23 protein-coding genes are annotated in these 19,384 nt (G+C 56.1%); 8 read left to right on the top strand and 15 right to left on the bottom strand.

The features are described 5' to 3' along the window. Window positions 1-261 precede the first annotated feature (261 nt). The gene (fklB, locus tag OWK27_RS18240) at window positions 262-882 is read right to left on the bottom strand and encodes an FKBP-type peptidyl-prolyl cis-trans isomerase (RefSeq protein ID WP_008502892.1); all 621 of its coding nucleotides are present in this window, start codon (window positions 880-882) and stop codon (window positions 262-264) included. Window positions 883-1,113: 231 nt separating this feature from the next. Between fklB and OWK27_RS18235 the strand changes: the two genes are divergently transcribed. After that, a complete protein-coding gene (locus tag OWK27_RS18235) occupies window positions 1,114-1,752 on the top strand; it encodes an OapA family protein (RefSeq protein ID WP_267590927.1) in 639 nt (212 codons plus the stop codon). A 43-nt stretch (window positions 1,753-1,795) separates the two neighbouring features. Here the strand turns inward: OWK27_RS18235 and OWK27_RS18230 are convergent, their stop codons facing one another. The 5 genes from OWK27_RS18230 to rpsF form a co-directional block, all read right to left on the bottom strand. Further along, the gene (locus OWK27_RS18230) at window positions 1,796-2,725 is read right to left on the bottom strand and encodes a DMT family transporter (RefSeq protein WP_267590926.1); all 930 of its coding nucleotides are present in this window, start codon (window positions 2,723-2,725) and stop codon (window positions 1,796-1,798) included. 152 nt (window positions 2,726-2,877) lie between these two features. Then, a complete protein-coding gene (gene rplI / locus OWK27_RS18225; RefSeq protein ID WP_006810372.1) occupies window positions 2,878-3,327 on the bottom strand; it encodes a 50S ribosomal protein L9 in 450 nt (149 codons plus the stop codon). Window positions 3,328-3,368: 41 nt separating this feature from the next. Then, window positions 3,369-3,596: a 30S ribosomal protein S18 gene (rpsR, locus tag OWK27_RS18220; RefSeq protein WP_000135199.1), complete on the bottom strand. Its 228-nt coding sequence runs from the start codon at window positions 3,594-3,596 to the stop codon at window positions 3,369-3,371. 4 nt (window positions 3,597-3,600) lie between these two features. After that, on the bottom strand, window positions 3,601-3,915 hold the full coding sequence (gene priB / locus OWK27_RS18215; RefSeq protein ID WP_003856035.1) for a primosomal replication protein N: 315 nt from the start codon (window positions 3,913-3,915) through the stop codon (window positions 3,601-3,603). A gap of 6 nt (window positions 3,916-3,921) precedes the next feature. Beyond that, entirely contained in the window at window positions 3,922-4,317 is a 396-nt protein-coding gene (gene rpsF, locus OWK27_RS18210; protein ID WP_003856034.1) for a 30S ribosomal protein S6, read from the bottom strand. Window positions 4,318-4,661: 344 nt separating this feature from the next. Here rpsF and yjfY point away from each other — a divergent pair, with 344 nt between their 5' ends. Next, a complete protein-coding gene (gene yjfY / locus OWK27_RS18205) occupies window positions 4,662-4,937 on the top strand; it encodes a DUF1471 family protein YjfY (protein WP_148421885.1) in 276 nt (91 codons plus the stop codon). A 132-nt stretch (window positions 4,938-5,069) separates the two neighbouring features. On the opposite strand, the gene OWK27_RS18200 is transcribed toward yjfY, so the two are convergent. From OWK27_RS18200 to ulaA, 6 genes are read right to left on the bottom strand one after another with little or no spacing between them, the layout of a single operon-like run. Further along, window positions 5,070-5,756 (bottom strand): L-ribulose-5-phosphate 4-epimerase, encoded by a 687-nt coding sequence (locus OWK27_RS18200; RefSeq protein WP_267590925.1) that lies wholly within the window; start codon window positions 5,754-5,756, stop codon window positions 5,070-5,072. Further along, the gene (locus OWK27_RS18195; RefSeq protein WP_267590924.1) at window positions 5,749-6,609 is read right to left on the bottom strand and encodes an L-ribulose-5-phosphate 3-epimerase; all 861 of its coding nucleotides are present in this window, start codon (window positions 6,607-6,609) and stop codon (window positions 5,749-5,751) included. The genes OWK27_RS18200 and OWK27_RS18195 overlap by 8 nt, the downstream gene beginning before the upstream one ends. Window positions 6,610-6,618: 9 nt before the next feature. Beyond that, window positions 6,619-7,269: a 3-keto-L-gulonate-6-phosphate decarboxylase UlaD gene (gene ulaD, locus OWK27_RS18190; protein WP_267590923.1), complete on the bottom strand. Its 651-nt coding sequence runs from the start codon at window positions 7,267-7,269 to the stop codon at window positions 6,619-6,621. A 13-nt stretch (window positions 7,270-7,282) separates the two neighbouring features. Continuing rightward, the gene (gene ulaC, locus OWK27_RS18185) at window positions 7,283-7,750 is read right to left on the bottom strand and encodes a PTS ascorbate transporter subunit IIA (protein WP_003856024.1); all 468 of its coding nucleotides are present in this window, start codon (window positions 7,748-7,750) and stop codon (window positions 7,283-7,285) included. A gap of 9 nt (window positions 7,751-7,759) precedes the next feature. Next, window positions 7,760-8,065, bottom strand: coding sequence for a PTS ascorbate transporter subunit IIB (ulaB, locus tag OWK27_RS18180; RefSeq protein WP_003856022.1), 306 nt, complete (start codon window positions 8,063-8,065; stop codon window positions 7,760-7,762). Window positions 8,066-8,077: 12 nt separating this feature from the next. Beyond that, window positions 8,078-9,478: a PTS ascorbate transporter subunit IIC gene (ulaA, locus tag OWK27_RS18175; protein WP_148421881.1), complete on the bottom strand. Its 1,401-nt coding sequence runs from the start codon at window positions 9,476-9,478 to the stop codon at window positions 8,078-8,080. 360 nt (window positions 9,479-9,838) lie between these two features. Between ulaA and ulaG the strand changes: the two genes are divergently transcribed. Both ulaG and ulaR read left to right on the top strand, forming a co-directional pair. Beyond that, window positions 9,839-10,903, top strand: a complete 1,065-nt coding sequence (gene ulaG, locus OWK27_RS18170; protein ID WP_267590922.1) for an L-ascorbate 6-phosphate lactonase — start codon at window positions 9,839-9,841, stop codon at window positions 10,901-10,903. Window positions 10,904-11,013: 110 nt separating this feature from the next. Next, entirely contained in the window at window positions 11,014-11,769 is a 756-nt protein-coding gene (gene ulaR / locus OWK27_RS18165) for an HTH-type transcriptional regulator UlaR (protein ID WP_148421879.1), read from the top strand. Here ulaR and yjfP read toward each other — a convergent pair. Beyond that, window positions 11,766-12,488, bottom strand: coding sequence for an esterase (yjfP, locus tag OWK27_RS18160; RefSeq protein WP_267590921.1), 723 nt, complete (start codon window positions 12,486-12,488; stop codon window positions 11,766-11,768). The genes ulaR and yjfP overlap by 4 nt on opposite strands. A gap of 137 nt (window positions 12,489-12,625) precedes the next feature. Here yjfP and bsmA point away from each other — a divergent pair, with 137 nt between their 5' ends. From bsmA to OWK27_RS18145, 3 genes are all read left to right on the top strand, one after another. Then, entirely contained in the window at window positions 12,626-12,955 is a 330-nt protein-coding gene (gene bsmA / locus OWK27_RS18155; protein ID WP_148421875.1) for a biofilm peroxide resistance protein BsmA, read from the top strand. Between the two features lie 148 nt (window positions 12,956-13,103). Then, window positions 13,104-13,379: a DUF1471 family protease activator YjfN gene (yjfN, locus tag OWK27_RS18150; protein ID WP_148421873.1), complete on the top strand. Its 276-nt coding sequence runs from the start codon at window positions 13,104-13,106 to the stop codon at window positions 13,377-13,379. Between the two features lie 171 nt (window positions 13,380-13,550). Next, window positions 13,551-15,482: a methyl-accepting chemotaxis protein gene (locus tag OWK27_RS18145; RefSeq protein ID WP_267590920.1), complete on the top strand. Its 1,932-nt coding sequence runs from the start codon at window positions 13,551-13,553 to the stop codon at window positions 15,480-15,482. On the opposite strand, the gene OWK27_RS18140 is transcribed toward OWK27_RS18145, so the two are convergent. After that, entirely contained in the window at window positions 15,479-17,101 is a 1,623-nt protein-coding gene (locus OWK27_RS18140) for an isovaleryl-CoA dehydrogenase (RefSeq protein ID WP_267590919.1), read from the bottom strand. The genes OWK27_RS18145 and OWK27_RS18140 overlap by 4 nt on opposite strands. A gap of 195 nt (window positions 17,102-17,296) precedes the next feature. Here OWK27_RS18140 and OWK27_RS18135 point away from each other — a divergent pair, with 195 nt between their 5' ends. After that, window positions 17,297-18,571, top strand: coding sequence for an MFS transporter (locus tag OWK27_RS18135; RefSeq protein ID WP_267590918.1), 1,275 nt, complete (start codon window positions 17,297-17,299; stop codon window positions 18,569-18,571). A 61-nt stretch (window positions 18,572-18,632) separates the two neighbouring features. Here the strand turns inward: OWK27_RS18135 and rlmB are convergent, their stop codons facing one another. Continuing rightward, on the bottom strand, window positions 18,633-19,367 hold the full coding sequence (gene rlmB / locus OWK27_RS18130) for a 23S rRNA (guanosine(2251)-2'-O)-methyltransferase RlmB (RefSeq protein WP_148421866.1): 735 nt from the start codon (window positions 19,365-19,367) through the stop codon (window positions 18,633-18,635). Window positions 19,368-19,384: the final 17 nt, after the last annotated feature.

The raw sequence follows: 19,384 nt of genomic DNA, 5'->3' as shown, positions 1-19,384 counted from the left end.
AAATACGCCAAATAAATGACGGTCCCTTTGTAAGGGCTTATCGATAGTAGGTAAGAATCGGCGGGATGAATACTATGAATTGAATATTATGTTAATAATATGTTGAAAGTGAGTGTCATATCACTCATACAGCGCGAAACAGCTCACAAAAATACACGCAACAGTTTCGTTTGCAACATAAAATGTTGATTCCGTCGTAACTATAGGTTTTATCGCTATTTTCCTCTCCCCGTGCTGAGAGAGGAAAATAAGAAAAGCCGATTACAGGATTTCCAGCAGCTCGACTTCAAACACCAGGGTGCTGAACGGCGGAATGGACGCGCCAGCGCCGCGCTCGCCGTAAGCCAGGTTATGAGGGATAGTCAGTTCCCATTTGGAGCCTACTGGCATCAGGGTTAATGCTTCGATCCAGCCAGCGATAACGCCGTTAACCGGGAACTCAGCCGGTTCGCCGCGCGCTACGGAGCTGTCGAATACGGTACCGTCAATCAGCTTACCGGTGTAGTGGACGCGAACGTGGTCGGTACGAGCCGGGATTGCGCCGTCACCCTGGTTGATCACGCGGAACTGCAGGCCAGACTCGGTGCTGTTCACGCCTTCACGCTCGCGGTTCTCTTCCAGATATTTCACGCCTTCTGCCGCCATCTCTTCGAAACGCGCGCGACGTACGGCGTCAGCACGTTCGTGGATTTCACGCAGCGCACGGTGCACAACGTCTACCGGCACGGCAGGCTGCTTGCCTTCCAGCGCATCAGCGATACCCGCCACCAGCGCTTCCGGTAACAGACCTTCCAGGCCGGATTCGCTCAGCTGCTGTCCTACCTGCAAGCCGATGCCGTAGCTTGCCTGCGCTTCGATAGTGTCAAAAGTCGGGGTGGTCATGGGTTTTCCTTCCATCACATTTAAAGTAGCGGGCAGCATATCAGCCATGCCCTTATGGGTAAAACTTTGTCTTAAGTAAAGGTGACAAACTGCGGCGAAACGGAAACAATAGTAGCCGTCAGGATTTTCCCGAATATATGTCACGAAAGCTGGCTTTGTTACGCCCATCAGGCAGTTAGCAAACTACACTTCTCAGGACAGGATAAAAAGACGCGGAGCAGGAGGAGAGCCATGCCCGGGCGATTTGAACTGAAACCTACCCTGGCGAAAATCTGGCATGCGCCGGATAACTTTCGCATCATGGACCCGCTGCCGCCTTTGCACCGCAGGGGCATTATCATTGGCGCGCTGCTGATCGTCATCGGCTTCCTGCTTCCTTCCGGCGGTGACAGCGGTGATACCGCGCCGGTTAGCCGGAATGCCGAGCTGGATATTCAGTCGCAAAGCCGGCCGCAGCCCGATTCACAGCCGATGCAGACGCAGCTGGTTACGCCATCTAACGATCCGGGCCAGGTTGCGCCAGTTGCGCCTGAGCCCGTTCAGGACGATCAGGAGCAGGCCGCCGCCCCTTCTGAACCGCAGGCTCAACAGCCTACCGGCATCGAGCAGCAGTGGCGCTCGTATCGCGTCGAGTCGGGGAAAACCCTTGCCCAACTGTTCCGCGACCACAATCTGCCCGCGACGGACGTGTATGCCATGGCGCAAGTCGAAGGGGCAGGCAAGCCGCTCAGCAACCTGCAAAATGGTCAGATGGTGCAGATCCGCCAGAATGCCAGCGGCGTGGTGACCGGGCTGACGATTGATACCGGGAACGGTCAGCAGGTGCTGTTTACCCGCCAGCCGGACGGCAGCTTTATCAGAGCACGGTAGTTTGCATGCCGGGTAAGGCAAAGCCGTTACCCGGCGATAATTCTCAGGCGTTCCGCTTATTTACCCACCATATCCCCGAACAGACCAGCACCAGCGCAATCGCGTATTTGATGTCCAGAATGTTTTCGCCGAGAAAAATGGCGGAGAGCACCGTCCCTGCCACGGGGATGACAAAGTTGAACGGGGCAATCATGCTTACGCGGTTCACCTTAAGCAGCGCGCTCCACAGGGCGAACGCCACCGATGAAAGCAGCGTCAGATAGCCCAGCACGGCGGCGGCCTTCATGCTGTGCACCTCCAGCGTCCCGCCCGTAGCATAGCCACCCGCAACCAGTGCCGCCCCGCCTATCCCCAGCTGCCACCCGGTCATTACCGTCGGGTCAACGGTCTGGGAGATCCGCTTTCCGTAAAGCGTGGCGGCAGAGAGAATAAAGGCCGCCAGCACCACGAAACCGTCACCTTGCCAGACAAACTGGAAATCACTTAACCCGCTGCGGAAGTTCACCAGCATCACCCCGGCAAACCCGAGAATGCAGCCCAGCGTTTTGTTATAGCTGAGCTTGTCGTTGTGATAGATAAAGTGCGCCAGCAGCACGCTGAAGAAGGTGCCGGTGGCGTTCATGATGGAGCCATTCACGCCCGTCGTGTAGGCCAGGCCAATATAAAAGAAGGTGTACTGAACGGTGGTCTGGGTCAGCCCGAGGATCGTTAGCTGGCCAAACTGCGTGGGGGTGAGCCTGCCAATCGGTTTTCGCTGGGCCAGGGCAAACAGCAGCAGTAGCGCACCGGCAAACAGAAAACGGTATCCGGCAAACACCACCTTGGACGGGATATCATCGGTCGCGATCTGAAAGAGTTCGTAGCCACTTTTTATGGCCGGGTACGAGCTACCCCAAAGCAGACAGCAGAGCGTGGCGCAGGCATAGGCCACATTTCGACGGGCAAAGACGGGCGTGGGTAGAGCGGTGTCCATGACTAATCTCATAAATAAAATTGCGTTTCAATTTATTATCAGAGAATGCGTCAGGAATAGCGACCTTACAAGAGCAAAAGATGATGCAGGGTCACGCTAAAAAGCAAAACGCCGGCACAGGGCCGGCGCTTCGACGTGAGCAGAGTAAAAAATTACTCAGCTACAACGTTAACAACCAGTTTAGCGAACACTTCGCTGTGAACCTGGAAGTCAACTTCGTGCTCACCAGTGGTACGCAGAACGCCGTTCGGCATGCGAACTTCGCTCTTAGCCACTTTAACGCCTGCTGCAGTTACTGCATCAGCGATATCGCGGGTACCGATGGAACCGAACAGTTTACCTTCGTCGCCAGCTTTAGACGCGATAGTAACGGTGCCCAGTGCGTTGATTGCTTCAGCGCGAGCGTTAGCAGCCGCCAGAACGTCAGCCAGTTTGGCTTCCAGTTCAGCACGACGTGCTTCGAAAAACTCTACGTTTTTCTTAGTAGCTGGAACAGCTTTACCCTGTGGTACCAGGAAGTTACGAGCGTAACCCGCTTTAACGTTTACCTGATCACCCAGGCTGCCCAGGTTTGCTACTTTATCAAGCAGAATAACTTGCATTACCTTATCCTCTTAAAGTCGTATTAATGGACCGTGCCCGATTACTGATGACGATCAGTGTACGGCAGCAGAGACAGGTAGCGAGCGCGTTTGATAGCGCGAGCCAGCTGACGCTGATATTTTGCACGAGTACCGGTGATACGGCTTGGGACAATCTTACCGCTTTCGGTGATGTAGTTTTTCAGCGTTGCGATATCTTTATAGTCGATCTCTTGAACGCCTTCCGCGGTGAAACGGCAGAACTTGCGACGACGGAAATAACGTGCCATATGGCTAGTCTCCAGAATCTATCAAATCAATCTGCTCGGCATGCAGAACCATTTTGCTCAGACCGTTCTTTGCCTTGTGGCAAGAAATGAACCCCTGAACGATTACTGCGCTACCGACCGTTAAACTGTGAGTAATGGCCTGGTTTTCGTGTCCGCTAATAATTACGGGCATTTGGCACCACGCCTGCCGGTGAAACCCGGCTTCCTCTTGCACAGAACGATGCTCAAGCACGAACTGGCAATGCGGAATTCCTGATGGACTGACCTTTCGAAGGGGGGTCCTGCACACGGTACCGGACAACACCAGACGGTTGGTCATCAGAAATTACTCTTCAGAATCCCCAGCATCAGAATCATCTGCGGTTTCGTTTGCGAAATCATCGCGACGTTCACGACGCTCGTCTTTCGCTTTAACCATCGGAGATGCTTCGGTAACTGCGTGCTTAGTACGCATAACCATGCTGCGGATAACGGCATCGTTGAAGCGGAAGGTAGTTTCCAGCTCATCGATCACTTCCTGCGGAGCTTCAACGTTCATCAGAACGTAGTGAGCTTTGTGCAGTTTGTTGATCGGGTAAGCCAGCTGACGGCGGCCCCAGTCTTCCAGACGGTGGATCGTGCCTTCTGCACCAGTGATGGCAGCAGAGTAACGCTCGATCATGCCCGGAACCTGTTCGCTCTGGTCAGGGTGGACCATAAAAACGATTTCGTAATGACGCATCGAATTGCTCCTTACGGATTATTCAGCCTCCTGTCTGGGTCAGCCGAGGCCCGGGGAGGCAAGGAACGTGTTAAAGGTCGGCTGAAAAATTGACGCGTCATAATACTTGCGCCCCCCGGGAAACTCAAGCTGATTGCACAAATAATTCGCACAAAGCGCGAAGCGGGTCTAAGTGGGTGATTTAAAATCGCTCATATCTGAAGCGCTGCTTTTTTGAACAACACCATCAGAAATGGTCACCCATCGCTGACAGAGAAGCGATTACACTTTAAGCAAAGACCATATAAACCGGGAAGGAGAGCAGCAACCGTATTACCGCAGCATGCAGTCGTGGAGCGCAAATCATGAAAAACATCGCAATCGCCATTATGGCTGCGCTTTTGCTCAGTGCAAACGCGATGGCAGCCATCAGGATAGACAGCCAGCAGGCCAGAAACATGGATGATGTGCAGAGCTTAGGCGTAATTTACATCAATCATAACTTCGCCACCGAAAGTGAAGCAGATCGGGCGCTTAATGAAGAAACCGACGCCCGGGGCGCAAAATACTATCACGTCATGCTGACGCGTGAGCCCGGCAGCAACGGTAATATGCACGCCAGTGCAGATATTTACCAATAACGCTTTATCGCCAGCACCAGGAAAGCCAACGAGACAGAGCAACAACCAACCAGCCCCCTGCACGGGGGCTTTTTTATGAATGGCTCCGGAATACCACCGGTTACAGCTGTTTCGGTATCCCAGAGCGCATATTTACTTCTGCCCGTAATAGGCATTCGGGCCGTGCTTACGCATGAAATGCTTGTTCATCAGATAATCATCAATGCCCTGAAGCTGTGGGTTAATGCCGCGGGCAATCCACGCCATTCTTGCCACCTCTTCCATTACCACCGCGTTATGCACGGCGTCGTGCGCATCCTTACCCCAGGAGAACGGACCGTGCTGGTACACCACAATACCCGGCGTATGCAGCGGTTCCGTCTCACCCAGCGTTTCGATAATCACCCTGCCGGTGTTGAGCTCGTACTCGCCTTCTACCTCAGCCTGCGTTAGTGCTCTCGTACACGGAATGTCTCCGAAGAAGTAGTCCGCGTGCGTCGTGCCCAGCGCCGGGATGGCCAGGCCAGCCTGCGCCCAGGCAGTGGCGTGCGTAGAATGCGTGTGCACGACACCGCCCAGCGACGGATAACGCTGGTAGAGCGCCAGATGGGTAGCCGTATCCGAAGAAGGACGCCATTTGCCCTCAACCACGTTTCCTTCTAGGTCGACCACCACCATATCGTCTGCTTTCATGGCGTCATATGCCACGCCGCTCGGCTTAATCACCACCAGCCCCTGCTCGCGATCGATGGCGCTCACGTTGCCCCAGGTAAACGTCACCAGGCCATAGCGCGGAAGATCCAGATTAGCCTCAAAGACCTGCTGCTTCAGCTTATGCATGTTCCGCCTCCAGTAAGCCTGCCCGCGCCATGCGCTCGCGCACCCAGTCCCGGGCTTTCGCCACTTCCGCCGCCGGATCGTCCGAGGTTTCGCTCCACATCTCAATCAGGTAAGGCCCGCAATAACCTGTATGTTTGAGCGTCTCAAAGCAACGTTCGAAATCCACTACCCCGGTGCCGAACGGCACATTTTTAAACACGCCAGGACGGGTGTCCTTGACGTGCACCGCCACGATATGCCCGACGCCCGCCTGTAGCTCCATCTGCACGTCGTTATCCCATGCCGACAGGTTGCCGATATCCGGATAGAGCTGGAACCACGGGTTATTCAGATAATGCGCGTAGCCCAGCGCCTTGCTGATGGAGTTCATCAACGGGTAGTCCATGATCTCCATTGCCAGCGTCACCTGCGCGCGGCTTGCCATGTCGACGCTCTCTTTCAGGCCGTCACGAAAACGACGCCGCGTTTCGTCGTTGGCCTCCTGATAGTAAACATCGTAACCCGCCAGCTGGATCACGCGGATGCCGACATCCTGCGCAAAGCGGATAGCTTTCCGCATGATCTCCAGCCCCTGCGCGCGCGCGGCATCATCTTCGCTACCGAGAGGAAAGCGGCGATGAGCGCTCAGGCACATGGACGGCACGCGCACGCCGGTCTCGGCAATGGCGCTCACCAGCGCCAGACGCTGTTCGCGGCTCCAGTCCAGGCGCGAAAGGCGCTCGTCCGTCTCATCCACGGACATTTCGACAAAATCAAAGCCCAGCCGCTTCGCCAGCTGTAGCCGCTCCAGCCAGCACTCCCCCGCCGGGAGTGCCTTTTCATAGATGCCAAGCGGGACCTGTTTTGACAACATACCCGCTCCTTAGCCCCAAAGCTGAGCGATCGAGCGTTTGAACTGGCGCGCCGCTTCCACCGGAGACGCCGCGTCGCGAATGCTACGACCGGCAATAAAGACGTGAATTGGAATACCCTTGAACAGCGGCAGCTCTTCCAGCGCCAGGCCACCGGTTACGGTCACCTTGAAGCCCATATCGGCCAGGCGTTTGATCGCGCTGATATCGGCTTCGCCCCACGCCACGCCGGCGGCCTGCGCATCACGGCTGCGGTGATAAACCACCTGCTGGATGCCCGCCTCGCGCCACTCCTGCGCCTGCTCCCAGGTCCAGAAACCGGTCAGTTCAATCTGCACGTCGCCGTTGAACTCTTTTGCCACGTCCAGCGCGCCTTTGGCCGTGTTGATATCCGCGCAGCAGATGACGGTGACCCAGTCGGCGTTGGCTTCAAAACACATGCGTGAGAGAATTTTGCCCGCATCGGCGATTTTGGCATCCGCCAGCACGATTTTGTGCGGATAGAGCGCTTTCAGGTCGCGAACCGCGCGAACGCCCTCGCCCACGCACAGAATGGTACCCACTTCGATAATATCCACCTCTTCCGCAATCAGGCGGGTGGTTTCGTAGGCGTGAGACAGAGTCTGGTTATCCAGCGCGACCTGCAACATTGGTAATGACATTTTCAATTCCCTCTTAAACTGCCGCCGCAGTGGCGTTATCAATTAAATCCAGCACATCCTGCGCGGTACGGCAGGCGCGTAAACGGTCAAAATTAGCTTCATCATCAAACAGGTTAACGATCTGCATGATGCCCACCTCCTGGTGGGTATTGGCATCAACGGCCGCCATGGTGATCAGGATGTCGACCGGGTCGTTATCTTCGTGGTTGAACACCAGCGGGGTTTTCAGCGTCACCAGCGCAAAGCCTGTTTTCTTGACGCCCTCTTCCGGACGGCCATGCGGCATTGCGAGGCCCGGGGCAATCACAAAGTACGGGCCGTGCTGCGCCACGCCATCCAGAATGGCCTGGTAATAACGCGGCTCGACAACGTCCGCCTTGACCAGCAGATCCACGCTCAGCTTCACCGCTTCCTGCCAGGTGCTGGCTTCGGCCTGTAGAAGAATGGAGTTATTCTCTGCCAGCGAATCACGTAGCTTCATGTGTCGCCCTCACTTCACGTCTTGTGGGAAGTGTTCTTTGATCACTTCCAGCAGTTTTGGCCCGAAATCCGCAGGCGACAGCATGTTGCGCACGCCTACCACATATTTGTTGCCCGACACGCTGATCTCACCGGCGATGTGAGTTGAAGCGATAATGATGTCCGCGCCGTTCAGTTCACTTTTGTATTCACCCACTGCGCAGCTGTTCACCGTGTGGTCAATGTTTGACTGGGTTAAAAACTGGTCCACTTTCATTTTCATGATCATGGAGCTTCCTTGCCCATTGCCACACACAGCCAGGATACGTACGGTCATAATCGAAACTCCTTAGTGAGCAGAAACTTCTGCTGTTTGTTTTTCCGCATCTTCTTCAGCCCGCAGCGAACGGCCAGCGAAGAACATATAAGTCAGTGCAATCAGGATGATGACGGTCATAAAGGCCAGCCCGACGGAGGCAAAGCCCTGCATCATTGGCGGTGCCAGAATTGACCAGTCCGCCATGCCCATCCAGGCGCTCATACCGGTGAGCTTGACCGCCCACACGCAACCAAAGATTTCAACCATGCCCATGACCAGGCAGATCTTGAGCGCAGCGCGCCAGCCGCCGAAGTGGTTAGCAAACACGCCGATAGTGGCGTTGGAGAAGAACATCGGGATAAAGCCTGGAATAATCAGGATGGAGGAGCCGCAGCCCACCAGGATGCCAACTGCAATCAGCTGGCCAATGGTGCCCCACATGAACCCCCACACGACGGCGTTTGGCGCAAAGCTATAGATAGCCGCACAGTCAATCGCCAGCACCGCGCCAGGGATCAGGCGCTGAGAGATACCGTTGAACGCTTCAGACAGCTCGGCGACGAACATACGCACGCCCTGAGTGATGATGAAAATGGCCACGGCAAAAGAGAAACCGGTTTGCAGGATATAGACCGTCCAGTGGGTTTTACCCGCCATCGCCTGCACCACGTCAATGCCGAAGGAGAGGAGAATGGCCCCGAAGAAGATAGTCATTACAATCGCCGTTGAGACGATGTTGTCGTGGAAGATGTTCAGCCAGCCCGGCAGCTTGAGGTCTTCAACGCTCTCCTCTTTTTTGCCCAGATACGGCGCAACTTTGTAAGCTATCCATGAAGCGAACTGCTGCTGGTGACCGATGGAGAAGCCGCAGCCGTCAGTGACCTCCTGCGTTGGCTTGTACATCATGTTGGAGGTAATGCCCCAGTAAAGTGAGACCAGCACAGCGGTGCAGATAACCGTGGTCCACATTGGGTAACCAAAGATATAGAGCGAAACCGCAATCAGCCCCGCCTGCTGGAACATGATGTGCCCGGTGAGCATGATGGTGCGAATACCGGTGATGCGCCGCAGGAGCACATAAATGATGTTCAGCGCCAGCGCCAGCAGTACCGCATATCCAACCCAGCTGTACGCATCCCCCATGCGATCGATAGTGGCCATCATGGACGCGTAGGTATCAGAGATGGCGCCGTTAATGCCGTACACCTCCGACATTTTGGCAACCACCGGCTTAAAGGTGCTGGTCAGAATGCCAGACCCCGCCTGCAGCAGCATAAAACCAATGATGGTTTTGATGGTGCCTTTGATAATCACGCTGACGCTTTTGCGCAGCAGGATGTACCCCAGGCACGTCACGATACCCAGCAACAGCGGGGCGTTGGTCATTACCTGATTAAAGAAAACGGTAAAGACGTTGTAGAGGATCTCCATAACTCTCTCCAGAAAATGAGAACACGCGGGGCAATCCCTGCGTGGTTGGTGCCTTCACTCTATTAATCACAAATAATCACCACAAGATTGCATTTGATTATTTGTGACGTATCACGCAATTTATTTCCCTGGTATCAGTAATGATTTTCACTACCGATTGAAAAATATTAATTAATTCTTAAAATTCAGCACATTAATGACACTTAGAGGTTATCTTAACAATGCTAAGACGTTTTTTCTGTGATGCAGCGAGGGGAGTATTCCGCAAGATAGTCATTGCAAACCGATTCAAACAGTGCCAGCATTAATCATAACGCGTCACCATATGATTACTTTTGATTAAAAGCAGGAGCTAAACCGATGAGTAAAGTGAAAACCATCACCCGTGAGTCATGGATTCTGAGCACCTTTCCGGAGTGGGGTAGCTGGCTGAACGAAGAGATTGAGCAGGAACAGGTTGCTCCCGGCACGTTTGCAATGTGGTGGCTGGGCTGCACCGGTATCTGGCTGAAATCTGAAGGCGGCGCCAATATTTGCGTCGATTTCTGGTGCGGCACCGGTAAACAGAGCCACGGCAATCCGCTGATGAAAAAAGGCCACCAGATGCAGCGCATGGCCGGCGTGGAAAAACTTCAGCCGAACCTGCGTACCACGCCGTTTGTTCTTGATCCTTTTGCCATTCGCCAGATCGATGCCGTTCTTTCTACCCACGATCATAACGATCACATTGATGTGAACGTGGCGGCAGCGGTAATGCAAAACTGCGCTGACGACGTGCCGTTTATCGGGCCGCAGACGTGCGTGGATTTATGGATTGGCTGGGGAGTGCCAAAAGAGCGCTGCATCGCGATGAAACCTGGCGACGTGGTCAAAATCAAAGACGTTGAAATTCATGCGCTGGATGCCTTCGACCGCACTGCGCTGATTACCCTGCCCGCCGACCAGAAAGCCGCAGGCGTACTGCCAGACGGCATGGACGAGCGTGCGGTGAACTACCTGTTCAAAACCCCCGGCGGTTCCCTGTATCACAGCGGCGACTCTCATTACTCCAACTATTACGCGAAGCACGGTAACGAGCATCAGATTGACGTGGCGCTCGGATCTTACGGTGAAAACCCGCGCGGTATTACCGACAAAATGACCAGCGCGGATATGCTGCGCATGGCGGAAGCGCTGAATACCAAGGTGGTGATCCCGTTCCACCACGATATCTGGTCGAATTTCCAGGCCGATCCGCAAGAGATCCGCGTTCTGTGGGAGATGAAAAAAGATCGCCTCAAGTATGGCTTCAAGCCGTTTATCTGGCAGGTTGGCGGCAAGTTCACCTGGCCGCTGGACAAAGACAATCTTGAGTACCACTACCCGCGTGGCTTCGATGATTGCTTTACTATTGAGCCAGATCTGCCGTTCAAGTCCTTCCTCTGATTGTGAAGCCAAATCGCCAGACCCTGTGTCTGGCGATGTCATATTTCTTTTAGTAATTTCACGCTATTTCAAATATCATCTTTTCAAATCAATTCTTATCGGAATAGCTCATGACGGAAGCGCAACGGCATCAAATTTTACTGGAACTCCTGGCGCAAACCGGGTTTATCACCGTCGAGAAAGTGATCGAACGTTTAGGGATCTCCCCCGCCACCGCGCGGCGGGACATCAACAAGCTGGATGAAAGCGGCAAGCTGAAAAAAGTCCGCAACGGCGCAGAGGCCATTAGCCAGCAGCGTCCACGCTGGACGCCGATGAACATCCACCAGGCGCAGAATCACGATGAAAAGGTGCGGATTGCCCGGGCAGCGTCACAGCTGGTGAATCCCGGTGAAAGCGTCGTGATCAACTGTGGCTCAACGGCATTTCTGCTGGGTCGGGAGATGTGCGGCAAGCCAGTGCAAATCATTACCAACTATCTGCCGCTGGCCAACTATCTCATTGACCAGGAACATGAAAGCGTGGTGATCATGGGCGGCCAGTACAACAAGAGCCAGTCCATTACCCTCAGCCCGCAGGACAGTGAAAACAGCCTCTACGCCGGGCACTGGATGTTTACCAGCGGCAAGGGGCTGACCGCAGAAGGCCTCTATAAGACGGATATGCTCACCGCCATGGCGGAACAAAATATGCTTAACGTGGTGGGCAAGCTGGTGGTGCTGGTGGACAGCAGCAAGGTCGGTGAACGCGCCGGGATGCTTTTCAGCCGCGCCGAGCAAATCAGCATGGTGATCACCGGCAAAAACGCCAACCCTGATATCCTCAGCAAGCTTGAGGATCAGGGCGTTAAGGTGCTTCGCGTCTAAAGATGCTGGCGGAAAAATGCGACGGTCGCATCCAGCGCCGCGGGCGTAATGCGGTGCCGGACGCCGGCTCCCCACAGGCAGGTCAGATTGCCATCCAGCCCTTCGCGCTGTAGCGCCTGCTGCAGACGGAACGTTTCACCGGGCGGGACCACGTCGTCGGCATCGCCATGCCACAGCAGCAGCGGGCGATCGGCCAGCTGCGGGAGCACATGGCTGACGTCCCACTCGGATAGCAAAGCCTCAATCTCCTGAGGCCCCTGCGGCGGGAACAGCGTCTTTACCAGTGAGGTAAAATAGCCCGACCCCATCAGGCACGCCACGGACGTCACTTCAGGATGTCGGGCCATGATCCCCAGCGCCGTCATTCCGCCCATCGATGCGCCCGCTACCGCCAGCCGTTTCCCCTCCACCAGCCCGCCCGACAGGAGCGCGTCGCGCAGCCCGGCAAACTCGGTCAAGCTGCCGTGCAGCGTTTGCCAGAACAGCCCCTGCCGCGCCTGTTCATCGCCCGTAAAGCGGGCACCATGATTCGGCGCATCGGGCATGACCACACGAAAACCGGCCTGCGCCAGCGCTACGGCAAAATAGCTGTAGACCAGCTTAGAGGAGAGAAAGCCGTGATAAAAAACCACCGTCGGCAACGGTTGTTCAGCTTTGCCTGTCGGGAATGCATGGAGGATTTCATGGTCACCAAGGCGCCGGGTTTCAATTTCAATCATTGTCGATCCTGAACTGATGAATGATTCATAATGTTGAGAGCTGGATTACGGTTTCGCGATATTTTCATTCGAAATCTACGCCCCAGATAACACTTCGGGAACATTCCCCCAAAACTAAATTCGCAGACAACTACACTATGGCTATCAGGAAAAGAGACAGGTTTATGCGCAGGCTTACCGCTTTATTGCTGGTCTCACTGCTTAGCGGATGTTCCGTACTGCAGGGTACGCCAGAACCGGCTCCACCGGTTACCGATCGTCCTCAGGAAATTCGTCGTAACCAGACGGAAGGATTACAACGTCTGGGTTCCGTCTCCGCGATGGTTCGCGGTTCCCCGGATGATGCAGAAGACGCAATTGAAGCACAGGCCGTCGCCGCAAAAGCAGATTATTACGTCATCACGATGATTGATGAAACCATTATTACAGGACAGTGGTACGCACAGGGGATTTTGTACCGCAGGTAAGCATCATCATTTAAACGACTTTTACACTGCTTTGCGTCCGTAGACATTTTCCTGTCCACAATAAACTCCATGCCAGCAACAATGGAAATGAGTTTATTCGCGAAGGATTGCCCGGCGGATACCGGAGACACGTGAAAAGGAGCTGACGATGAAACGAACCCTTGCCTTAACGACGTTATTACTTTCAGCAGGCCTGCTGAGCACCACGGCGCAGTCAGCCGAATTTGCCAGCGCTGATTGTGTCACTGGCCTGAACGAAATTGGTCAGATCTCCGTGACGAATATTACGGGGAGCCCGCAGGACGTTGAACGTGTCGTGGCCCTGAAGGCGGACGAACAGGGCGCCTCCTGGTATCGCATCGTCCAGATGCAGGAAGACCGCCATATTAACCACTGGCGGGTCCAGGCCATTCTTTATGCATAACTTCCTCCCGATAAAAGCCACTTAATTTTAGTGGCTTTTCGTATTTGCAAATTTTTTCTCATCTCCGAAACCAAATAAAAACAACCATGCAACATCTGGTTACATTAAAGTGATAAACGTTCGCTTCGCTCTGCCGTTGAACAGCCATACCTTTTCAATGATGAGCAATTTATGATCACTTTCTTCCACCGGGCAGGCCTGGGCACGAAGCTATCGCTGCTGACAGGCGCGGGTGTCGCCACGCTTTTTTTGCTGTTCACCTTTCTTCTCAGCCACAAAGCCAGCCAGCAGCTCGAAGATTTAGCGGTTGAAGACCTGCACAATCAGTCTACCGGCATGGTGGATATGGTGCAGATGTTCAACACCAGCCTGAGCGAAGAGGTCGAAAGCTATACTCGCCTGTTCACCACCTTTTTGCCGCAGCCGCTGAATAGCGACAGCAGCCAGAGCCGGACCATCAACGGGCTTACCGTTCCCCTGCTCAAAGGTGGGGAAACGGAACTACACGAGAACAATACGCTTTCTGATGACTTCCTGAGCCGTACGGGGGCCATTTCGACGCTGTTTGTCCGCAGCGGTAATGACTTTATCCGCGTGGCGACGTCGCTGCGCAAAGAGAATGGGGAACGCGCGATCGGAACCGTACTCGACGCCACCGGCCCGGCGTTCGCGGCGGTAGCCAAAGGGGAAGTCTATCGTGGGCTGGCGCTGCTGTTTGGTAAGCGCTACATCACGCAGTACCAGCCCGTTAAGGATCCGCAAGGCCAGGTTATCGGGATTATCTTTGTCGGCGTGGACATCACCCATTCGTGGAACGTCATGCGCGAGAAAATCCTGAACCGTCGTCTGGGCGAGAGCGGTCGCTTCTTTGTACTGGACCGCAGCAATGGCAAAACGCGCGGCCAGTACCTGTTCCACGCCACCGAAGAGGGTAAGCTGCCGAACTGGGACGCCGCCACACAGCAGCAGCTTCTGGGTGATAAACCCGGCACGCTGGAACGCGTGAGCGCGGATGGCCGTACGCTAAAAGTCGCCTATACGCCGCTGCCGGGCTGGAACTGGACCATCGTGGGTGAAGTGGATAAAGCCGTGCTGCTTTCAAGCGTGACGACCCTGCGCGATCGCTTCCTGCTGGCGGGCGTGGCGCTGTCTGCACTCTTCGCTGGCCTGTTCGTTCTCATCATTCGCCGGATGCTGACCCGCCCGCTGCGCGGGGTAATCGATCTTGCCCGCCAGTATGCCGCAGGCGATCTTCGCGCCAGCCTGCCGGTAACGCGTCAGGATGAGGTCGGCCAGCTGGTTGACGCCATCAACGGCATCGGGGATGGCCTGCAAAAAATTGTGCTGCAGGTCCGCGAGGCCGCCGGCGAGATCCATCAGGGCACTAACGCGCTGGCCTCAGACACTGGCGAGATTTCTGAGCAAATCAACAAGCAGGCCAGCAGCGTTGAGGAAACGTCTGCCAGCATGGAGCAATTAGCCGCGACCGTGCAGCAAAACGCCGCCAACATGGAGCAAACGCAGCAGCTGGTGGGAGAAACTTCGCGGGCGGTACACCACGGCGGAGAGACGGTAACGCACGCCGTATCAACCATGGATGATATTCGCGACGCATCGAAACGTATCGAAGACATCACCCGCGTGATTGAGTCCATCGCTTTCCAGACCAATATTCTGGCACTCAATGCGGCGGTTGAAGCGGCGCGGGCAGGCGAACACGGCAAGGGCTTTGCCGTGGTGGCGCAGGAGGTGCGTGCCCTGGCGGCGCGCAGCGCCAATGCGGTGAAGGAGATTGAGCAGCTGATTGGCGACACGCTGAACAAGGTGAGCGAAGGCCATGCGCTGTCTGAACAGACGCGCCTGGCGATGGACTCGATCATTGTCCATATCGATAACATCAGCCAGCTCGTTACCGAGATCAACCACGCGTCCCGCGAACAGTCTGCGGGGATTGGTCAGGTGAATCTGGCGATGACGCACATCGGGGAGGCCTCGCACATCAACGCCGATCGCATCTCACGCAGCGAGCAGACGGCGCAAACGCTGCGCGAGAAGGGCTCCCACCTCACAAGGCTGGTAAGCCTGTTCCAGCTGAAGGGTTAACCGACTCTGCCCGTGGCGCGCAGCAGCAGGTCATTTTGCACCTGCTCGCTCAACAGCGTACCGCCCCGGGCATCCAGCATCATGCGGCACCACGCCTGCGCCACGGGCGGCGATGCGTGCCGCAGCATCTGACTTCCGGCGCCGAGTAAAAAGAGCTGCTGGACGATCTCCCTGCCCTGCGCCTCCTGCGGTTTACGCAGCTTCTGCTGCAGCTGCCGCCAGCTGCGATCGAAGTGTCTGTCCTGGCCTTTCACCTGCGCAAAATCGTCGGTGAGCAGCTCGAGAATGCCCGGCTGCTTCGCCAGCACGCGCAGGACGTCCAGGCACATAATATTGCCTGAACCTTCCCAGATGCTGTTAACCGGCATTTCACGGTACAGCCGCGGCAGTTCGCTCTCTTCGCAATAGCCTGCGCCGCCCAGCACCTCCATCGCTTCCGCCACAAAGGGGATACCTGCTTTGCAGACGCTGTATTTAGCCGCCGGAGTGAAAAGCCGCGCCCATGCGGCTTCCTGCGCGTTTTCACGTTTGTCCCACGCGCGGGCCAGGCGGAACAGCAGCGCCGTGTGTCCCTCCAGCACCAGCGCCATACGGCCTAGCACCTCGCGCATCAGCGGCTGATCGACAAGGTTTTTACCGAAGGTCTGGCGCTGATGGGCATGATAAAGCGCCACCGAGAGCGCCCGGCGCATCAGTCCGTGGCTGCCCAGCGCGCAGTCAAAGCGCGTCAGCCCACCCATCTTCAGGATTTGCCGGACGCCTTCGCCCTCTTCGCCCAGCAGCCAGCCGGAAGCATCAAGGAACTCCGCTTCACTGCTGGCGTTCGAGCGGTTGCCGAGCTTATCCTTCAGACGCTCCAGGCGAATGGCATTACGCTGGCCGTCAGGCAGGAAACGCGGGACAAAAAAGCAGGATAAACCGCCTTTCGCCTGCGCAAGCACCAGGTGCGCATCGCTCTGCGGCACGGAGAAAAACCATTTGTGGCCCACCAGCCGGTAACTGCCATCGCTGCATTTTTCTGCTTTGGTGGTATTGCTGAGAACGTCCGATCCGCCCTGCTTTTCCGTCATCCCCATACCTATCAGCAGGCCACGCTTTTGGGCGCCCGGCGCAAGATGGGGATCGTAGCGATCGCTCATCAGCGGCGTTAGCCAGTCATGAAAGGGCGCGGGCAGCGACTGCTGCAACAGCGGCGTGGCGGCAAAGGTCATGGTCACCGGGCATAACGTCCCGGCCTCCACCTGAGCATGAAGCACGAAGCGCGCGGCCCTGGCGACGAAAGATCCTTTTCGCGCCGCCTCCTCCCACGCCAGGTTGTGGACCCGGTTAGCGCAAAGCCCCTGCATCAGAAGATGCCATGCCGGATGAAAGCGAACGTCATCCAGCCGCTCTCCCGTAGCGTCATAACGCAGCAGCTCCGGCGGGTTAACGTTCGCCAGCCTGCCCAGCTCCAGCGACTCTGCCGTGCCCAGCTGCTGTCCGATGCTGGCAAGAAGCTCCATATCCCATTCAGCCCCTTCGCGCGCAACCGCATCGCGCAGGGCACAGTCAGAGAGAAAAAGGTTACTGTTCGAAAGCGGCGCGGGTTGATTAAAAACGGTATGCGTCTGCCAGTGCATGCTGTCTCCCTCCTTTCATTGGCAATTAGCGTAAGTATGGACAGAGCGCATGAACGCTGCATGGGAGGGGGGTCACACGATGGCGATCGCACTGATATCATTCGTGAATTAGCTCACAGAACATAAGAATAAACTATTTCATTACTCCGCTTATGTTGAATAATTTATTCTTAACCCGTCGTTGTGAGGATCGTTATGCAACAGGATGCGCACAAGCGTGCATTAATAGCAGGCTCCATTGGTAACTTCATCGAGTGGTATGAATTTGCGGTGTACGGTTTTCTGGCAACCGTTATTGCGAAAAATTTCTTCCAGCTTGAAGGGGAAGCGGGACTGACGAGCCTGATCCTCACCTGGGCCTCGTTCGCCATCGCCTTCTTCTTCCGCCCGCTGGGGGCGGTGGTGTTTGGCCGCACTGGCGACCGGATCGGCCGTAAACCGACGCTGATTATCGTGCTGGTGCTGATGACGCTCGCCACCGCCGCCATCGGTATTGTGCCGGTCTACGCCAGCATCGGGATTGCCGCGCCGCTGATCGTTACGCTGCTGCGTATTCTGCAAGGTCTGTTCGCGGGCGGTGAGTATGGCGGTGCGGTTTCGTTGATGACGGAGTTCGCTCCGCGCGGCAAGCGCGGCCTTTACGGCGCCTGGCAATCCTTCACCGTAGCGCTCGGACTGTTAGCGGGCGCAGGCATTGTCGCGTTGCTCTCCGCCCTCCTCACACCCGAAGCCCTGCACGACTGGGGCTGGCGGATCCCGTTCTTCCTGGCGCTGCCGATGGGTGCGGTCGCGCTATGGCTGCGGGTGAGCATGGAAGAGACGCCAAGCTTCGTGCAGCAGCAGGAAAAACCGGTTATTGCACGGGCCAGCACCGCCGCCATCTTCAAAACCATCCTGATGGGCATTGGTCGCGTTATGGTCTGGTCTGCGGCGGGGTATACCTATCTGGTGATTATGCCGACCTATCTGCAATCGGCGCTGCACACCGGGTTTAACCAGGCGCTGCTGATTGCGGTGATTTCTAATGTTGGCTTTGCGCTCACCATCATTCCGTCGGGAATGCTCAGCGACAAAATCGGGCGGCGTACGGTAATGGTTATCGCCACGGTGCTGCTGCTGATCCTCGCCCTGCCGCTGCTGAAAATACTGCAGGCGGAGTCCAGCACGCTGGCGGTCAAAGCGATTGTGGTGTTGATTGCGGGAGGTTTGGTGGGAATGCTGGCAGGCCCGGGGCCGGCAATGCTGTCTGAAATGTTCCCGACGCGCGTGCGCTATACCGGGCTGGGGCTGGCCTATTCCCTGTCGAACGCGATCTTCTCGGGCTGTGCGGGGCTAATCATTACCGGGCTGATTAAAGAGACGGGGAATCTGGATATTCCGGCGTATTACGTAATGGCAACGGCGGTGGTGAGCATTTTCGCGCTGATGACGTTGAGGAAGGATGACCATTTGCGGTCGCTGGAGGAGTGAGGTTATCACCGTCTGGTGCCCTCACTCCGGCCCTCTCCACAGGGAGAGGGCGAATGGCTGTTTATGCTCCGCGCTGGCGCACCGCTTCAAACAGGCAGATGCCCGTCGCAACGGAAACGTTCAGTGACGACACGCTGCCCGCCATCGGGATGCTGATTAGCTCGTCGCAGTGCTCGCGCGTCAGACGGCGCATACCTTCGCCTTCAGCACCCATCACCAGCGCCAGACGGCCGGTCATTTTGCTCTGATACAGGGTGTGATCCGCTTCACCGGCGGTGCCGACGATCCAGATATTCTCTTCCTGCAACAGACGCATAGTGCGCGCCAGGTTGGTGACGCGGATCAGCGGCACGTTTTCCGCCGCGCCGCAGGCCACTTTTTTAGCGGTCGCGTTCAGCTGTGCGGAGCGATCTTTCGGCACAATCACCGCATGCACCCCTGCCGCATCCGCGCTACGCAGGCACGCGCCAAGGTTATGGGGATCGGTTACGCCATCGAGGATTAGGAAGAACGGGTTCTCCAGCCCGGCGATCAGATCCGGCAGATCGTTTTCCTGATACTGACGGCCCGGCTTCACGCGCGCGATAATGCCCTGATGCACCGCACCTTCGCTTTTCTCATCCAGATACTGGCGGTTCGCCAGCTGGATCACCACGCCCTGCGCTTCCAGGGCATGGATCAGCGGCATCAGACGCTTATCTTCACGCCCTTTCAGAATAAATACTTCCTGAAAACGCTCTGGTGCGCGCTCCAGCAGGGCCTGCACCGCGTGGATGCCGTAAATCATTTCACTCATTGATGGTTCTCGTAATA

This window comes from Enterobacter cloacae complex sp. 2022EL-00788 (genome assembly GCF_026627565.1).
In the GTDB taxonomy this organism is placed as follows: Bacteria; Pseudomonadota; Gammaproteobacteria; order Enterobacterales; family Enterobacteriaceae; genus Enterobacter; species Enterobacter pasteurii.
This window is presented reverse-complemented; position numbering and strand designations above follow the sequence as displayed.

Excerpts from the sequence above, each read along its gene's own strand:
- fklB (WP_008502892.1), bottom strand. The coding sequence starts at position 882 with ATGACCACCCCGACTTTTGACACTATCGAAGCGCAGGCAAGCTACGGC.
- OWK27_RS18235 (WP_267590927.1), top strand. The coding sequence starts at position 1,114 with ATGCCCGGGCGATTTGAACTGAAACCTACCCTGGCGAAAATCTGGCAT.
- OWK27_RS18230 (WP_267590926.1), bottom strand. The coding sequence starts at position 2,725 with ATGGACACCGCTCTACCCACGCCCGTCTTTGCCCGTCGAAATGTGGCC.
- rplI (WP_006810372.1), bottom strand. The coding sequence starts at position 3,327 with ATGCAAGTTATTCTGCTTGATAAAGTAGCAAACCTGGGCAGCCTGGGT.
- rpsR (WP_000135199.1), bottom strand. The coding sequence starts at position 3,596 with ATGGCACGTTATTTCCGTCGTCGCAAGTTCTGCCGTTTCACCGCGGAA.
- priB (WP_003856035.1), bottom strand. The coding sequence starts at position 3,915 with ATGACCAACCGTCTGGTGTTGTCCGGTACCGTGTGCAGGACCCCCCTT.
- rpsF (WP_003856034.1), bottom strand. The coding sequence starts at position 4,317 with ATGCGTCATTACGAAATCGTTTTTATGGTCCACCCTGACCAGAGCGAA.
- yjfY (WP_148421885.1), top strand. The coding sequence starts at position 4,662 with ATGAAAAACATCGCAATCGCCATTATGGCTGCGCTTTTGCTCAGTGCA.
- OWK27_RS18200 (WP_267590925.1), bottom strand. The coding sequence starts at position 5,756 with ATGCATAAGCTGAAGCAGCAGGTCTTTGAGGCTAATCTGGATCTTCCG.
- OWK27_RS18195 (WP_267590924.1), bottom strand. The coding sequence starts at position 6,609 with ATGTTGTCAAAACAGGTCCCGCTTGGCATCTATGAAAAGGCACTCCCG.
- ulaD (WP_267590923.1), bottom strand. The coding sequence starts at position 7,269 with ATGTCATTACCAATGTTGCAGGTCGCGCTGGATAACCAGACTCTGTCT.
- ulaC (WP_003856024.1), bottom strand. The coding sequence starts at position 7,750 with ATGAAGCTACGTGATTCGCTGGCAGAGAATAACTCCATTCTTCTACAG.
- ulaB (WP_003856022.1), bottom strand. The coding sequence starts at position 8,065 with ATGACCGTACGTATCCTGGCTGTGTGTGGCAATGGGCAAGGAAGCTCC.
- ulaA (WP_148421881.1), bottom strand. The coding sequence starts at position 9,478 with ATGGAGATCCTCTACAACGTCTTTACCGTTTTCTTTAATCAGGTAATG.
- ulaG (WP_267590922.1), top strand. The coding sequence starts at position 9,839 with ATGAGTAAAGTGAAAACCATCACCCGTGAGTCATGGATTCTGAGCACC.
- ulaR (WP_148421879.1), top strand. The coding sequence starts at position 11,014 with ATGACGGAAGCGCAACGGCATCAAATTTTACTGGAACTCCTGGCGCAA.
- yjfP (WP_267590921.1), bottom strand. The coding sequence starts at position 12,488 with ATGATTGAAATTGAAACCCGGCGCCTTGGTGACCATGAAATCCTCCAT.
- bsmA (WP_148421875.1), top strand. The coding sequence starts at position 12,626 with ATGGCTATCAGGAAAAGAGACAGGTTTATGCGCAGGCTTACCGCTTTA.
- yjfN (WP_148421873.1), top strand. The coding sequence starts at position 13,104 with ATGAAACGAACCCTTGCCTTAACGACGTTATTACTTTCAGCAGGCCTG.
- OWK27_RS18145 (WP_267590920.1), top strand. The coding sequence starts at position 13,551 with ATGATCACTTTCTTCCACCGGGCAGGCCTGGGCACGAAGCTATCGCTG.
- OWK27_RS18140 (WP_267590919.1), bottom strand. The coding sequence starts at position 17,101 with ATGCACTGGCAGACGCATACCGTTTTTAATCAACCCGCGCCGCTTTCG.
- OWK27_RS18135 (WP_267590918.1), top strand. The coding sequence starts at position 17,297 with ATGCAACAGGATGCGCACAAGCGTGCATTAATAGCAGGCTCCATTGGT.
- rlmB (WP_148421866.1), bottom strand. The coding sequence starts at position 19,367 with ATGAGTGAAATGATTTACGGCATCCACGCGGTGCAGGCCCTGCTGGAG.